Origin of the sequence: Roseateles sp. (assembly GCF_965262435.1) — a bacterium.
Taxonomy (GTDB): domain Bacteria; phylum Pseudomonadota; class Gammaproteobacteria; order Burkholderiales; family Burkholderiaceae_C; genus Paucibacter_A.
Window position 1 is genome coordinate 757,104 of sequence record NZ_OZ253537.1, and the last position, 13,730, is coordinate 770,833.

The 13,730-nt window shown below is 68.2% G+C and carries 11 protein-coding genes; 4 read left to right on the forward strand and 7 right to left on the reverse strand.

The features are described from left to right. Positions 1–193: 193 nt before the first annotated feature. Positions 194–1,816, forward strand: coding sequence for a thioredoxin family protein (locus ACQY39_RS03375; RefSeq protein ID WP_428503479.1), 1,623 nt, complete (start codon positions 194–196; stop codon positions 1,814–1,816). Positions 1,817–1,891: 75 nt separating this feature from the next. Here the strand turns inward: ACQY39_RS03375 and ACQY39_RS03380 are convergent, their stop codons facing one another. The 7 genes from ACQY39_RS03380 to ACQY39_RS03410 all read right to left on the reverse strand — a co-directional run bounded on the left by ACQY39_RS03380 (position 1,892) and on the right by ACQY39_RS03410 (position 9,535). Beyond that, on the reverse strand, positions 1,892–2,431 hold the full coding sequence (locus tag ACQY39_RS03380; RefSeq protein WP_428503480.1) for a hypothetical protein: 540 nt from the start codon (positions 2,429–2,431) through the stop codon (positions 1,892–1,894). After that, a complete protein-coding gene (locus ACQY39_RS03385) occupies positions 2,428–4,716 on the reverse strand; it encodes a protein kinase domain-containing protein (RefSeq protein ID WP_428503481.1) in 2,289 nt (762 codons plus the stop codon). The genes ACQY39_RS03380 and ACQY39_RS03385 overlap by 4 nt, the downstream gene beginning before the upstream one ends. Before the next feature lie 171 nt (positions 4,717–4,887). Further along, positions 4,888–5,442 (reverse strand): hypothetical protein, encoded by a 555-nt coding sequence (locus ACQY39_RS03390; RefSeq protein WP_428503482.1) that lies wholly within the window; start codon positions 5,440–5,442, stop codon positions 4,888–4,890. Continuing rightward, positions 5,439–6,254 carry a DUF6502 family protein gene (locus ACQY39_RS03395; RefSeq protein ID WP_428503483.1) on the reverse strand — a complete coding sequence of 272 codons (816 nt, stop codon included), beginning with the start codon at positions 6,252–6,254 and terminating at the stop codon, positions 5,439–5,441. The genes ACQY39_RS03390 and ACQY39_RS03395 overlap by 4 nt, the downstream gene beginning before the upstream one ends. Positions 6,255–6,309: 55 nt before the next feature. Then, the gene (locus ACQY39_RS03400; RefSeq protein ID WP_428503484.1) at positions 6,310–8,268 is read right to left on the reverse strand and encodes a TonB-dependent siderophore receptor; all 1,959 of its coding nucleotides are present in this window, start codon (positions 8,266–8,268) and stop codon (positions 6,310–6,312) included. Between the two features lie 218 nt (positions 8,269–8,486). After that, the gene (gene gstA, locus ACQY39_RS03405; protein ID WP_102768814.1) at positions 8,487–9,095 is read right to left on the reverse strand and encodes a glutathione transferase GstA; all 609 of its coding nucleotides are present in this window, start codon (positions 9,093–9,095) and stop codon (positions 8,487–8,489) included. A gap of 104 nt (positions 9,096–9,199) precedes the next feature. Beyond that, positions 9,200–9,535, reverse strand: coding sequence for a PspC domain-containing protein (locus ACQY39_RS03410; RefSeq protein ID WP_428503485.1), 336 nt, complete (start codon positions 9,533–9,535; stop codon positions 9,200–9,202). A gap of 238 nt (positions 9,536–9,773) precedes the next feature. Here ACQY39_RS03410 and ACQY39_RS03415 point away from each other — a divergent pair, with 238 nt between their 5' ends. From ACQY39_RS03415 to ACQY39_RS03425, 3 genes are read left to right on the forward strand one after another with little or no spacing between them, the layout of a single operon-like run. Next, positions 9,774–11,285 (forward strand): alpha/beta hydrolase, encoded by a 1,512-nt coding sequence (locus ACQY39_RS03415; protein ID WP_428503486.1) that lies wholly within the window; start codon positions 9,774–9,776, stop codon positions 11,283–11,285. Beyond that, complete coding sequence (locus ACQY39_RS03420; RefSeq protein WP_428503487.1) at positions 11,282–12,085, forward strand: ATP-binding cassette domain-containing protein; 804 nt, start codon at positions 11,282–11,284, stop codon at positions 12,083–12,085. The genes ACQY39_RS03415 and ACQY39_RS03420 overlap by 4 nt, the downstream gene beginning before the upstream one ends. Continuing rightward, the gene (locus ACQY39_RS03425) at positions 12,082–13,302 is read left to right on the forward strand and encodes an ABC transporter permease (protein WP_428503488.1); all 1,221 of its coding nucleotides are present in this window, start codon (positions 12,082–12,084) and stop codon (positions 13,300–13,302) included. Before ACQY39_RS03420 ends, ACQY39_RS03425 begins: the two co-directional genes overlap by 4 nt. Positions 13,303–13,730 lie beyond the last annotated feature (428 nt).

Here is a 13,730-nt window from a genome sequence, read left to right on the forward strand (position 1 = left end):
GCTGGCGCTGCGGGTCGCCAGCAAACCCGGCTTGGCGGCTTGCGGTGCGATAGGCGCATGGCATCCACCACAAAGCGCCTAAGCTCAGGAGCGCCCCGCATAGGCAAGACTTGGCCAGTCGCCCCACAATCCTCCATCTTCATTTCCGCTGCCTCGGTCCACGCCGGCCAGAGGCGGCGCACCGAGCGAGACCATGAACCAGCCTTTTTCCACCCGCCCCGCCGCGCTGCTGCGCCCGACCACCCTGGCCCGCGCCGCGGCGCTGAGCCTGGCCCTGATGAGCGCCGGTGGCGCCAGCACCTGGCTGCCCACGGCCCAGGCGGCCGCCAGCGCCACGGCCAGCGTGGCCTGGCTGCCGGCCGCCGGCGATGCCGACATCGAACGCGCCTTTGCCCAGGCGCGCGCCGAGAAGAAGCCGGTGCTGCTGTACTGGGGCGCCAAATGGTGCCCGCCCTGCAACCAGCTGAAAGCCACCCTGTTCAACCGCGTGGATTTCATCGAACAGACGCGCGCCATCGTGCCGGTGCACATCGACGGTGACCTGCCCGGCGCGCAAAAGCTGGGCACGCGCTTCAAGGTGCGCGGCTACCCGACCATGATTCTGTTCAACCCCGAAGGCCAGGAGCTGACCCGCCTGCCGGGCGAAATCGATGCGCCGCAGGTCATCAAGGTGCTGCAGCTGGGCCTGGCTGGTGGCCGCCCGGTCAAGAGCGTGCTGGCCGATGCGAAGGCCGGCAAGAAATTGAACGCCAACGAATGGCGCCTGCTGAGCTTCTACTCCTGGGAAACCGATGAGCAACAGCTGGTGCCGCCCGCCGAGCTGCCGGGCCTGCTGGCCCAGCTGGCCGCTGCCGCCCAAGGCGTGGACGGCGAGGCCGGCACGCGCCTGTGGCTCAAGGCCGTCTCGGCCAATGACAGCGGCAAGGCGCTCAAGGTGGACGCCGCCCTGCGCGAGCGTGTGAGCAAGGTGCTGGAGAGCCCCGAGCAAAGCCGCGCCTTGATGGACGTGATCACCAACGGCGCGCCCGACATCGTCAAGACCCTGGCGCCGGCCGCCGGCCCGGAGCGCACGGCCTTGCTGGCCCAGTTCGACACCGTGCTCAAGCGCCTGGAAGGCGATGCCAGCCTGTCGCGCGGCGACCGCCTGCAGTCGCTGCTGGCGCGCGTGCAACTGGCCCGCCTCGATGTGGCGCCGACCGAGCTGCACCCCAAGCTGAGCCCGGCCTTGCTCAAGGAAGTGAAAGACCACGCCGCCCGTGCCGACCGCGAGATCACCGATGGCTACGAGCGCCAGGCCGTGATCACCTCGGCCGCCTACCTGCTGGGCCAGGCCGGCCAGTGGAAGGACAGCGACGATCTGCTCAAGGCCAGCCTGAGCAAGAGCCACTCGCCCTACTACCTGATGAGCTCGCTGGGCGGCAACGCCAAGAAGCAGGGCCGCAAGGACGAGGCCCTGAAGTGGTTTGAGGAGGCCTTCAACAAGAGTGAAGGCCCGGCCACCCGCCTGCAGTGGGGCTCGGGCTATTTCGCCGCCCTGACCGAGCTGGCGCCGCAGGACGCCGCCCGCATCGAGAAGACCGCCGCCCAGCTCTTCAACGAAGCGGCCCAGGACAAGGGCAGCTTCTACGAGCGCAGCGCGCGCTCGCTGCAGAAGGTGGGCAGCTCGCTGGCCAAATGGAACGACAAGGGCCAGCATGACGCCGTGCTGGGCCGCCTGAAGACCCAGCTCGACGGCATCTGCGCCAAGGTCGACACGGCCGACAAGCAGCGCGAGACCTGCGAAGCGCTGGTGAAGGCGCCGGGCAAGAAGGCCTGAGAGAAACCGAGCCCGAGCCCGGCTGTGACTGGGCTCGGGCAGTGCGGAGCCAGTGCCCGGGCCGGGGCCTGGCGGTCAGCGCGGCTGCTCGACGATGACTTCCGGGTCGAGCGTGAAGGTGACCTGGCGTGTGCCGATCTTGACCGTCAGCACCGCGCTGACTTCGTAGGCACACTCGCTGCTCGACACCGAAGTGAGCAGCGGCTGGCTGCTCAAGAACTGGATCGCTCCGTCTTCATTCGAGGTCAGGAACTGCGTGCCGTCGAAGACGATCGGCGTGACGCTGTTCTCGCCGTCTTTCACTGTGGACGTGGTGAAGGGAAAGGCGGCAGGCGGCGTGCCGCGCAGCAACACGGCCTGCAGCTCGGCCGAGATCAGCTCGACCTGGTATTCGGCGGTGCTGCCATTGCTATTGGCCAGGACCTGCACGTTCAAGTTCTGGGCGGACTGCATGACATAGGCACCCGCACGCGCGCCGGAGTTGCAGAACAGGCTTTGCAGGCTGCTCTCGTTGCTCAAGTCAAACCACAGGGCGCGCCCCTGCTGTTCGACATGGAAGTTCAGCTTCAGGCGTGCAGCGGCGTTGGCTGCGGGGCGGCTCTCGATCGGGCTCATGATGATTGCTTCTCCTTGGGGCTCCACTGGTGGTAGCGCGAATCACGTCGCAGCGCAGCCAGATCGGCCTCCTGCTCGATGAAATGCGCCGGGTAACCCTGGGTTCGCGCTTGCAGCAGGCGGATCAAGGCCTGCTCACGGTCGCCGCTCAGTTCGGCCGCGACAGCCGTGCGGAACAAGACATCCGGCGCTTGCGGCGCCAGAGCCAGGGCTTTCTGCGACCAGAGGCGCGCGCGCCCCGGGTCATGGATGCGGGCGGCATACAAGGCGGCCCGGCTGAATTGCGCGCTGTCCTGGGCATGGCGTTCCAGCAAGGGCAACAGCTGCTCCAGCGCATGGCGATAGGCGCGCCGGGCGTCCTCGCCGCGCCCGGGCAGCACGCGCAAGGTGTCGGCTAGGTTCGCCCACATGCGGTAGTCATTGGGCCGGCCCTTCTCGGCCGACAGAGCCCGCTCAAAGGCCACGGCCGCTTCCGCATAGCGCGCGCGGCCATAGAGCACATTGCCCAGATTGGTGTAGAGCTGGCTGCTGGGCCGCAAACCCAGCCCTTGCTGCAAAACCGTCTGGGCTTCTTCCAACCGATTGCTGCGCACCAGAACAGCACTCAGATTGGCATAGCCGGACACGGCATGGGGTATGGCCACGATCACGCGCCGGAACGCGGCCTCGGCTTCGGCCAGCGCGTTCTGCTCGTAGAACAGCTGACCCATGCCGTTCAAGAGCAGGGCCTGGTTGGGATGGAAAGACAAGCCGCGCTCGAGCAAGGCCCGGGCAGGCGCCACCCGCCCGCGCGCCAACTCCAGCATGGCGTAGCCGTGCAAGGCCAGGTCGGACTGCCCGTCTAGCAACAAGGCCTGCTCGAAAGCCTGCGCGGAAGCCTCGGGCTTGCCTTGCAGGCGCAAGACCTGGGCTTGTGCGATGTGCGACAGCGCCAGCTGGTCTTCAAAAGCCAGCGCTTGCTGGGCGCTGGCATCGGCCCGCTGCAGCCAGGCTTCGTCACGCGATTCCTGGCTGTACTTGCTGGCGTAGACCAAGGCCAGCAGGGCCTGAGTGCGGGCGTTCTTCGGCTGTTCGCTCGCCACCGATTCAAGCTGGGCGGCGATGCGGTCGAGCGCCACGCCCTCTTCCTCGAGGTTGCGGTAGAGCTGCTCGGCCTGCGCCAGGCGGACGGGCCAGGGCGCTTGGTTCGCCGCTTCGCCCTGCCAGCGCCAGGCTGCCACGCCGAGCAGTGTCAGCAGCAGGCCGGTGGCAAGCAGCATGCGCAGGCGGGTGGCTCGCGCAGGCTGCAAGGAGCCCGGCAAGCTCAGCCAGCGCCTGGCCGCCGCGCGCGGTACCGGCAGCAAGGCCCTGCCCTGACTTTGGGCCACAAGCGCTCTCAGAGCCTGGCTGACTTCGACCATGCTAGCCGGCCGCAGCGCGGGCTGACGGCTGACCATGCGCTGCACCAAGGCGGCCAGTGGCGCCAAGCCGGCCGGCAGCTCGGGCAAGGCCAGGATCAGCTCGCTGCCATGCAGCTTGTGATGGGCCAGGGCCAGGGGGTCGGGCTGCTGGAAGGCGCGCTGGCCGCTGAGCATCTCGCCCAGCACCAGGCCCAGGGCATAGATGTCGCTCGCCACGCTGGCCGGCCGGCCCAGCATTTGCTCGGGCGCCATATAAGCCAGGGTGCCGGACACCTGGGGCTGGCCTGTAGGGTTGTTGACGGTGCTGCCCGGGCCCAGGGTGGCCATGCGGTCGATCAGGCGGGCGACGCCGAAGTCGAGGATGCGCAGCTGGCCGCCTTCATCCACCATCAGATTGCCGGGCTTGATGTCACCGTGGGCGATGTTCAACTGGTGGGCCTCGGCCAGGGCCTCGCTGGCCTGCAGCGCCCATTGCACAGCCTGCTCGACCGGCAGCGGGCCGGCGGCCAGCACCCGGCTCAGGCTGCGGCCCTGGACCCGCTCCATGACGATATGGCCAGCGCCCTGGTCGACGAAGACGTCGTAGACGGTGACAAAGGCGCGGTGGCTGACGCGGGCGGCCAAGCGCGCTTCCTGCACCCAGGCTTCGGCATCACCGCCCGCGCCGACCTGCAGGTTCAGGCGTTTGAGGGCCACGCTGCGTTGCAGGCGGCTGTCCCAGGCCTCAAAGACGGAGCCGTAGCCGCCCTCGCCGAGCAGCTCGCCCAGTTCATAACGGGCAAAGTCCACGCGCCCGCTGCTGGGCACGCGAACCACCGGCCGCAGCGCATGGGGCGTCATAGGCGCCGTGGCCGCATCCGCCAAATTGTCAGCCCCGTCCACCATGCGCTGCGCGTCCCCAAGCTTCGAGTGATGTTTCAGATTGAAACAGGTCGCCCCGAACTAACGCGACAGTTGCGGGGTGTCCGCGTCATTCTCAGCGGCGGCAGGCCGCCAAGCCCTCAGGGTTTGCACCGGACGCCCCCAGTTTGAAACAAGGCGCCGGCCGGGCCGGCCTCAGCAGGGCGCGAGGGGCAGATCGCCCGAGCCGACTTTTTGCAGCGTCAGTGGGCCCAGCAAGACGCGTTTGTCTACATCGAGCAGCAGCAAACGAAGCTGCGGCTGGCCGTCACTGCCCTGGCTCGTCACCTCGGCCAGCGCCGTGCCGGCCTGGGTTTGCGTGCCCTGCAAAAAGCCGCCGACAAAAGCGCTGCCTCCGGACTTGAGCTGACTCCACTCGCCCTCGAAGCTGCGTCGCGGGCAACCGCCGCTGACACGCACCTGGTTGCCCTCGAAGACCACCAGGTAGTCCGGTGCTGCCGCCGCGCTCGCGTACTGCACACGCAAGGTGCCGGGGTGGTTCTCGCCGATGGCCACGCTGTTGCCACAGTCGAGCCGGCCCTTGGTCCAGCTGGCGGCGCAGACCGGCTGGGTCTGTGCCTGGGCGAGCTTGAGATAGTCTTCCTGGGCGCCGGTGCCGACCGTGCCGGGACCGCAGGCGGTCAGGCTCGCCAACGCCATGGCCGCCAGAGCACGCTTGAAAAAGCATGAAGGATCGATGGGCTGGTTCACGAGGATTCTTCCTTTTCCGAATAGAAGTACACGCCGAAGCGCACCCGGTGCTGGCGCGCCGCAGGCGCGGCTTCGACGGCATCAAGGTCAAAACGTGTTTGGGTTTCGCGCATCACTTGGTCGAAGGCCAGTTTCCAGGCCTGGCCCGCCACCGCTTGAAGGTGCTGCACCGAGGCTTCGCTGAGTTCGTCGGAGTAGACCGAACGCTCGAGGAAGCTCTGCTCGCCGAGCAGGTTGGCGCTGCCGGCCGCCAGGTGATCGCGCAGATTGAGCGCAAAGGCCTCGGCCATCTCCTCGAAGCCGAGGCGGGGCGCGAAGCCGTCGACCACCAGATGCACGCCCTCGGCGTCTTCGCGGGCCACGCCCAGGCGCTGCATCTCGTCGAGCACGGCGCGGGGGCGCACATCCCGGCTGACCTCGGCCACCAACTGGTCAAAACCGCCACCCTCGGCTTGACGAGGCAGGGCGCGAGCCCGGCCGTCCGTGCCGCGAAACGGGGCGGCGCTCATCCAGCGCGCCACGATCTGGCCGACCAGATTGAGCGGCTCCGACATGCCGACCCCCTCCTCGGCCGCCCGCCCCAAGGTGCGCACATCGCGCCGGTGCACGCCCGAAAGCAGGCTGACGGCACTGTCGGTCTGCGGCATGGCCTGCGCCGCCAGCTCGGTCTTGGCGACCGACAGGAACACCGGCTTCAGCGCCTGAGCGAACTCCGGATAGCCCACGCCCTGCTTGACCAGCAGGCGCGCCAACGGCTGCATGACTCGCAGCACGCAGCGCAGGGCAAGAGAGGCTTTGGTGTTTGGGCTCATGGCTCAGGAATTCGCGTGGGACATTGTTCCACACGCCCGCAGCCCCAAAAGCGAATTACCAGCGACTGCTGAGGTTCACGGCCAGCAATCGCCCTTGTCGTTCGGCATAGCTGCCGCTGCCGCGCAGCTCCAGGCTGCGGTGGTTCAGGGCATTGCTGAGCAAGAGGCGCAAGGTGCTGGGCTGACCGCCCAGCTGCAGGGGCCAGCGCAGGCCCAGGTCCAGCTCGCTGAGGGCGGGCAGCTCGACCCGGTTGTCACGCGTGGCCGGCATGCGGCCGGTGTGCGAGAAACCAGCGTCCAGGCTCAAACCGCCCAGCTCGGCCGGGCGATAGACCGCGTTGAGCTTGAGGATGCGCTCGGCCTGGCCAACCGGGCGCGGGCCGACCCGGCCCAGGGCCACACCCTCGCCGCGCACGCGCGGCTGCATCAGCACCGCGCCGGCCACCAGCTGCCACTCGGGCGCCGGCCGGCCATTCAGCGAGAGCTCAATGCCACGGTGGCGCACATCGCCGAGCTCGGTGAAAAGCTGCTGGGCATCGAGGTTGTAGTAAGGCTTGCGCACATCGAACACGCCCGCCACCAGCTTCAGCCGCGGGCTCATCTGCCAACGCAGGCCGGCGTCCATCTGCGTGGTCAGGATGGCCGGCAGCGCCTGGTTGCGGTTGCTGGCGTTGCCGGGCGCGACGCCGCTTTCCTCCAGGCCGCGGGTCAGGCCGGCATAGGCCGCCAGCTCGGGGCTGAAATGCCAGGCGGCGCTGAGGTTGTAGAGCCAGGGCGTGGCTTCGGTCTCGGTCAGCGGCAGGCCGGGGCGGTCGACACGCTTGCGGTAGTCGCTGTGCTGCAGGCCGGCATTGAACTCCAGCTGCTGGTTCCAGCGCAGCTCGTAGGACAGGCCCAGCCAACGCTGCTTGACCTCGTCCAGGCTTTGCACGCCGAAGGCAAACACGGGCTGCGGCGGCTGGAAGGGCTGGAGCTGGCTCATCGTGCCGTAGTCCAGGCTTTGCGAACCGCCGGTGCGGCGGTCGCGGGCACGGCCGGCCAGCTGCAGATGCAGGCGCTGCGCCCAGGGCGCCGGGGCAAAGGCCCAGCTCAGGCGCAGCTCACCGCTGTTGGAGGCCACGCGGCTGGCCGGGTCGGCAATCACCAGGCGCTGGGCCTGGCCCTGGGCGTCCATGCCCAGCAGCAGATTGCTGAAGCTGGCGCGGTCGTCGTTTTCGGAGTGGAAGATGCCCGCGCGCAGCTGCCAGGCCGGATTGAAGGCATGGCGCAAGGTGGCGCCGTAGTTGCGGCCGACGCCGCTGTAGGCCGCCCAGTCGGGGCCCTTGAAGACCCGCGCCTCGCCCAGCGGTGGCAGGCTGGGGGTGGCGCTGGAGACCTGCGGGCCCATTCGGTCATAGGGCGTGTCGATGGCCGAGGCGAACACCATGGCCTCGGTGTGCACATCGGGCCGCCACCAGACCGCCAGGCTGCCGGTGGAGAATTCACCGTCGGTGCCGTTGCCGTATTCCACATGGGCTTTGGAGAAGCCACCGGTCACGGCCCAGCGGCCATCGGCGCTCAGCGGGTGGCTGAAATCCAGATCGACATAACGGCCCCGCCACTGGTCCAGGCCCAGCACCAGCTGCGCGCTGGGCTCGGCGTCGGGCCGGCGCAGGCTGAGGTCGACGATGCCGGTGGGCGCGGGGAAGACAAAGCCCTGGGCCGACAGGCCGACGCGCACATTGCTGGACTGGCGCAGGCGCGCGCTCAAACCCCAGACCTGGTCGAAGTAGAGGCCGTCGATGCGCACATTGCCGGCCGCCGTGGGCGAGAAACCGCGCACGCTGCCGCTGGTGTAGAGGCCGATGGTCTCGCGGCCGATGCTGGTGCCGAAGGCATCGCTGGCGGCCTGCACCGCGGCGTCGTTGGCACGCGCGGCCCCCGGGGCCAGGGACAGGGCCGCCATCACCATCACAAGGCTGGCGGCCAGCGGGGTCAGAGGCAGGGCGGGAGCGGCAAAAGAGCGATCGGGCATAGGGCGCAGCGGAGTAGCAGGCAAAGCTGCGCAGTGTAGGTGGCAGGTCCGCCGCAGGCGAAAGCCACGGGGGAATGTGAACGAGTGAACAGGTGAACCAGTGAAGGGGCTGCGCCCCACCATTCACCATTCACCATTCACCATTCACCATTCACCATTCACCATTCACCATTCACCATTCACCATTCACCTGTTCACCCATCCACCCAGCCATCCCCTCACTTCAGCAAGCCTTCGGCCTTCATCGCTTCCTGCACGGCGGGGCGGGCCGCCACGCGGGCGCGGAAAGCCACCAGGTGCTCGAAGCCGCTGACGTCCACACCGACGTACTGGCCCCAGTTGCTGACCACGAACAGGTAGGCGTCGGCCACCGTGAACTGATCGCCCATCAGGTATTGCTTGCCTTCCAGCTGGGCGTTGACCCAGGTGAAGCGCGCCATCAGCGCGGCGCGGGCGACCGGCTTGTAGTCTTCCGGGGTGGCCGGGTTGAACAAGGGCGAGAAGCCCTTGTGCAGCTCGGAGGTGATGTAGTTCAGCCATTCCTGCAAGCGGTAGCGCGCCATGCTGCCGGCGGCCGGGGCCAGGTTCGACGCGGGCGCCAGGTCGGCGATGTACTGGACGATGGCCGGGCCTTCGGTCAGGCGCTCGCCGTTGTCCAGCTCCAGCACGGGCACCGAGCCCTTGGAGTTGATGGCGTAGAAATCGCTGCCGTCCTGCAACTTCTTGGTCTTGGTGCTGGCCAGCACCAGATCAAAACTCAGGCCCGCCTCGCGCAGGGCGATGTGGGGGGACAAAGAGCAGGCGCCGGGGCTGTAATAGAGCTTCATGGTTCAGGGTTCCTTGCAAGAACTTGCCGGCGGACCTGCCGGCAAAGCCCGAACCATACGCCGCTTTGCCGAGTCTTGCAGGAGGGCCCTGAACTGGGCCGGGCTCAATCCTGTGGCACGAAGATCCAGAGCAGCAGGTAGACGAACAAGCCTGTGCCCACGCACAGCACCAGCAGGGTGAAGAGCAGACGCCAGACCCAGGAATCCATGCCGGTGATGCGGGCCAAGCCGCCGCAGACACCGCCCAGCCAGCGGTCTTCACGGCTGCGGCGCAGTTCGTTGAGGCCGTTGGCGGCCGGCGCAAAGCCCGCGCTGGCGAAGGCGCCTGGCGCTGCCTCGCCGCTCAGCAGCCGGGCCTTGGCCTGCGCGAATTCAGCGTCACTGAGCACACCGCGCTGGTGCAGCTCGGCCAGTTTGTGGAGTTCTTCGGCGACGGACATCTGGGTTCCTCCTTCTGAGTGGCGGGGCTGTTGTTGCCCCAGGCCTCAATCTAACGCGGTTGGCGGGCTGAGTCCGTGCGCTGCGACAAACTGCAGGCGCGGGTGCCTGAACGGCCGCCCCGCATTCCCCGCAGCTTGTCGCCGCGTTCTGCCATTCGCCGCAGGCGGGGGCTTGAGCGCTGCAGGCGCTGCCCATAATCCGCCCCCATACAAGCACCCATGTCTGGAGACGACGCTTATGTGGAAACGATCTGGAGGCGCCCCGCTGCTGAGCGGCCTGGCCCTGCTGCTGGGCACAGGCCTGGCCACCGCCGCGAGCGAAGGCGGCACGAGCAAGCCGGGCAGCAGCCCCACCCATGCCTGCCGCATCGAAGGCATGCCCAATGAGATGCAATGCGGCAGCGTGATGCGGCCGCTGGACCCGGCCAAGCCGCAGGGCACACAAATCGAAATCCACTACCTCGTGGTACCCGCCATGGCGCGCAACAAGCAGCCTGACCCGGTGCTGATGCTGGCCGGCGGCCCCGGCCAGAGCGCCATCGCGGTGGCGCCGCGGGTGTTGGGCGTGCTCAAGCGCCTGAACAACCGGCGCGATCTGGTCTTCATCGACCAGCGCGGCACCGGCAAATCGGCACCGCTGCAATGCGCCGACGACAGCAAGCTGCCGGTCGCGGAAGGCCTGGACCCGCAAGCCCAGGAGCGCCGCCTGCGCGACTGCCAGGAAAGCCTGAGCCGGCTGCCCCATGGCGACCTGCGCATGTACACCACCACGATTGCTATGCAGGACTTGGAGGCCGTGCGCGTGCAGCTCGGTGCGCCGCAGTGGAACCTCTACGGCGCCTCTTACGGCACGCGTGCTGCGCTGGAATACATGCGCCAGTTCCCGAAGCAGGTACGCCGCGCCCTGATCGACGGCGTCGCGCCGCCGGACATGGTGCTACCCGCCAGCTTCTCGACCGACAACCAGGCCGCACTGGACGCCGCCTTCAGCGCTTGCGAGAAAGAGCCGGCCTGCCAGGCCCGCCACCCGCAGCTGCGCGCCCAGTGGCAGGCGCTGCTGGCCAGCGTGCCGCGCCAGATCACGGTGCGCCAGCCCATGACCGGCAAGCTGGAGCAGTTCACGCTGACCCGCAGCCAGCTGCTGCGCGCCGTGCGTGGCCCGCTCTATATGCCGGCCCTGGCCGCCGCCCTGCCCGCCGCCATCGGTGAGGCGGCCGAAGGCCGCTTCGACGGCCTGATGGGACTGACCAGCACCATGAGCTCCAACAAGAGCTCGCGCCTGGCCATGGGCATGCACTTCTCGGTGGTCTGTGCCGAAGACCTGCCCCGCCTGCCGCAAGCGAGCGACAAGCCGGGCGCCGACTACGGCAACAGCGACGCCCTGCTCTACAGCGCCGCCTGCAAGACCTGGCCCCGCGGCGAGGTGCCCGAGGCCTTCTACCAAGTGCCCAAGGCAGCCATGCCCGTGCTGGTGCTCAGCGGCGGAGCCGACCCCGTAACCCCGCCCCGCCACGGCGAGCGGGTGACAAAAGCCCTGGGCGACAAGGCCCAGCACATCGTCGTGCCCGAGGCCGGCCACGGCGTGGCCACCATCGGCTGCATGCGCGATGTGATGTTCCGCTTCTTCGACGCCAAGACCGACGCCGCCGCCCTGCCCCAGGACGCCGCCTGCGCCACCCGCATCCCGCGCCCGCTGGCCTTTGTGCCGGTGCAAGACAGCAGCGCCACCACCACCCAGGTGAAGCCATGATCGAAATCAAGAACGTCAGCAAGAGCTTCGTCAGCGCCAGCGGCGGCTCCATCTTCAAAAAGGGCAAGAAGCAGATCGTGCAAGCGGTGCGCGATGTCAGCTTGAGCGCGCCGAACGGCCGCATCACCGGCCTGCTGGGCGCCAACGGCGCCGGCAAGACCACCACCTTGCGCATGCTGGGCGGCTTGTTCGAACCCGACCACGGCCAGATCAGTGTCGACGGCATCCAGGTCAGCCAGGCGCCGCGCCAGGCCCTGGCCCGCATGGGCATCCTGGGCGATGCGCATGGCCTCTACCCGCGCCTGAGCGCCCGCGAGAACATCATCTACTTCGGCCGCCTGCAAGGCATGGAACCCGATGCCGCCAACGCCCGCGCCGAGGAGCTGGCGCGCCTGCTGGACATGCGCCACATCCTGGACCGCCGCAGCGATGGCTTCAGCCAGGGCGAGCGCATGAAGACCGCCCTGGCCCGCGCCCTGGTGCATGACCCGGCCAATATCGTGCTGGACGAACCGACCAACGGCCTCGACGTGCTGGCCACCCGGGCGCTGCGCGAGGCCCTGCGCCATCTGCGCTCGCCCGAAGGCGGCGGCAAGTGCATCGTCTTTTCCACCCACATCATGCCGGAGGTGGAACAGCTCTGTGAGCATGTGGTGGTGGTGGCGCAAGGCCGCAGCGTGGCCGAAGGCTCGGTGCCCGAACTGCTGGCCCTGGCCGGCGAGAAGCATTTCGAAGATGCCTTTGTGAAGCTGGCCTTCACTCAGCAGCAACAGCAACAACAACAAGAGGTGGCGGCATGAGCGCGAGCATCACCAACAACAACAGCAGCAACAACAGCGGTAGCTCCAGTCTGCTGAGAAGCTTCTGGATCGTCTTGCGCAAAGAGGTGGTCGATGCCTTGCGCGACCGCCGCACCCTGCTGCGCCTGGCCATCCCGGCCGTGCTGATGGGCCCCCTGCTGCTGCTGGCGCTCTCGGGCCTGATCTCTTCGCTGGAAGGCCAAGCCGACAAGCGCGAGGTGCAGGTGGTGGGCATCGAGCATGCGCCCAGCCTGCGCAACTTCCTGGAGCGCCAGACCTACACCCTCAAGACCGCCCCGGCCGACTACGAAGCGCGGCTGCGCGCCAGCACCTTGCTGGAGCCGGTGCTGGTGATCGGCAAGAACTTCGAGGCCGAACTGTTGGCCGGCGACAAGCCGACGGTGGAGCTGGTCAGCGACAGCGCCAACCAGCGCGCCAGCGCCGGCGTCGGCCGGCTGGAACGCCTGGTCAACGCTTTCAGCCAGGAGCGTGCCGCCATCAGCCTGGCCCTGCGCGGCGTCTCGGGCGAGTTGCTGCAGCCGGTGGCCATCGAGGAACGCGACCTGGCCAGCGTGCAGGCCCGCGCCGCCCGCATCACCGGCATCATCCCCATGTTCATCATCATGGCCGTGCTTTACGGCGCGCTAACTGCCGCTCTCGACAGCACGGCCGGCGAGCGCGAACGTGGTTCGCTGGAGCCCCTGCTGATGAACCCGGTGCAGCACATCGCCCTGGTGCTGGGCAAATGGGGTGCGGTGGCCTTGCTGGGCATGGCGGTGGCGCTGATTGCCTGCGTCAGCTTCGTGCCGGCGCAGTGGCTGCTGCAGAGCGACAGCCTGCAAGCCATGTTCCAGTTCGGCAGCTACGAGGTGATGGCCTTCCTGCTGCTGCAGCTGCCGCTGGCCGTGGGCATCAGCGCCGTGCTGATGGCCCTGGCCATCCGCTCCAAGACCTTCAAGGAAGCGCAGGCGGGCAGCACCATGGTGATGACGGCGGTGAGTCTGATGCCCATGGTCACCTTGCTCAACCCGGGCGGTGAAGCGCCTTGGTACCTGTGGGTGCCCGGTCTGGCACAGAACACCTTGATGATGTTGGTGCTCAAGGGTGAAGCCTTGAGCCTGGCGAAGGTCTTGCCCAGCGTGCTGGTGGGCCTGCTCCTGATGGCCGGCGGCCTGATCTTCGTCGCCCGCTCGATGCGCGGCGCCGTCTCCAAGTAAGCCAGCGCGGCCTACTCTCCCGCCCGCCCTTCAAGCCCAGGCCCGCCTGGGCTTTTTCTTGGGCGCTGCAGGTTTGGGTCCGCAATCGGCACAAAGCGGAACCTCGACGGCCGGGTTTTCGCGCTGCGGTGGCTCGGCCCGCCGCCGTGCTCATGGTGCCCGGGTCGGCTCTGCGAGCCGACTTCCCTCGGTGCTCTCTCCGCGGCTCAGCGGCGCCAAACTCCCTCCGTTCGCTGCGCTCACTGTGGTCAAACAGTGGCGCCGAGTCAGCGCTTGAAGCGCGCGAGTACACGCGCCTGAGCCGCTCCGCTGCGCTCTCGGCCGCGCACAAATCGCCCGTCGTCGGGCCGAGCCACCTCCGAAGGTGGCGTGTTCCATCGCCGAAGGGCACATCGGCCGCGATGCAAGCGCCCTGCAGTTCGGGCCGC

Coding starts and splice junctions, on each gene's coding strand:
- gstA (WP_102768814.1), bottom strand. CDS start 9,095: ATGAAGCTCTATTACAGCCCCGGCGCCTGCTCTTTGTCCCCCCACATC.
- ACQY39_RS03395 (WP_428503483.1), bottom strand. CDS start 6,254: ATGAGCCCAAACACCAAAGCCTCTCTTGCCCTGCGCTGCGTGCTGCGA.
- ACQY39_RS03385 (WP_428503481.1), bottom strand. CDS start 4,716: ATGGTGGACGGGGCTGACAATTTGGCGGATGCGGCCACGGCGCCTATG.
- ACQY39_RS03375 (WP_428503479.1), top strand. CDS start 194: ATGAACCAGCCTTTTTCCACCCGCCCCGCCGCGCTGCTGCGCCCGACC.
- ACQY39_RS03420 (WP_428503487.1), top strand. CDS start 11,282: ATGATCGAAATCAAGAACGTCAGCAAGAGCTTCGTCAGCGCCAGCGGC.
- ACQY39_RS03410 (WP_428503485.1), bottom strand. CDS start 9,535: ATGTCCGTCGCCGAAGAACTCCACAAACTGGCCGAGCTGCACCAGCGC.
- ACQY39_RS03425 (WP_428503488.1), top strand. CDS start 12,082: ATGAGCGCGAGCATCACCAACAACAACAGCAGCAACAACAGCGGTAGC.
- ACQY39_RS03415 (WP_428503486.1), top strand. CDS start 9,774: ATGTGGAAACGATCTGGAGGCGCCCCGCTGCTGAGCGGCCTGGCCCTG.
- ACQY39_RS03400 (WP_428503484.1), bottom strand. CDS start 8,268: ATGCCCGATCGCTCTTTTGCCGCTCCCGCCCTGCCTCTGACCCCGCTG.
- ACQY39_RS03380 (WP_428503480.1), bottom strand. CDS start 2,431: ATGAGCCCGATCGAGAGCCGCCCCGCAGCCAACGCCGCTGCACGCCTG.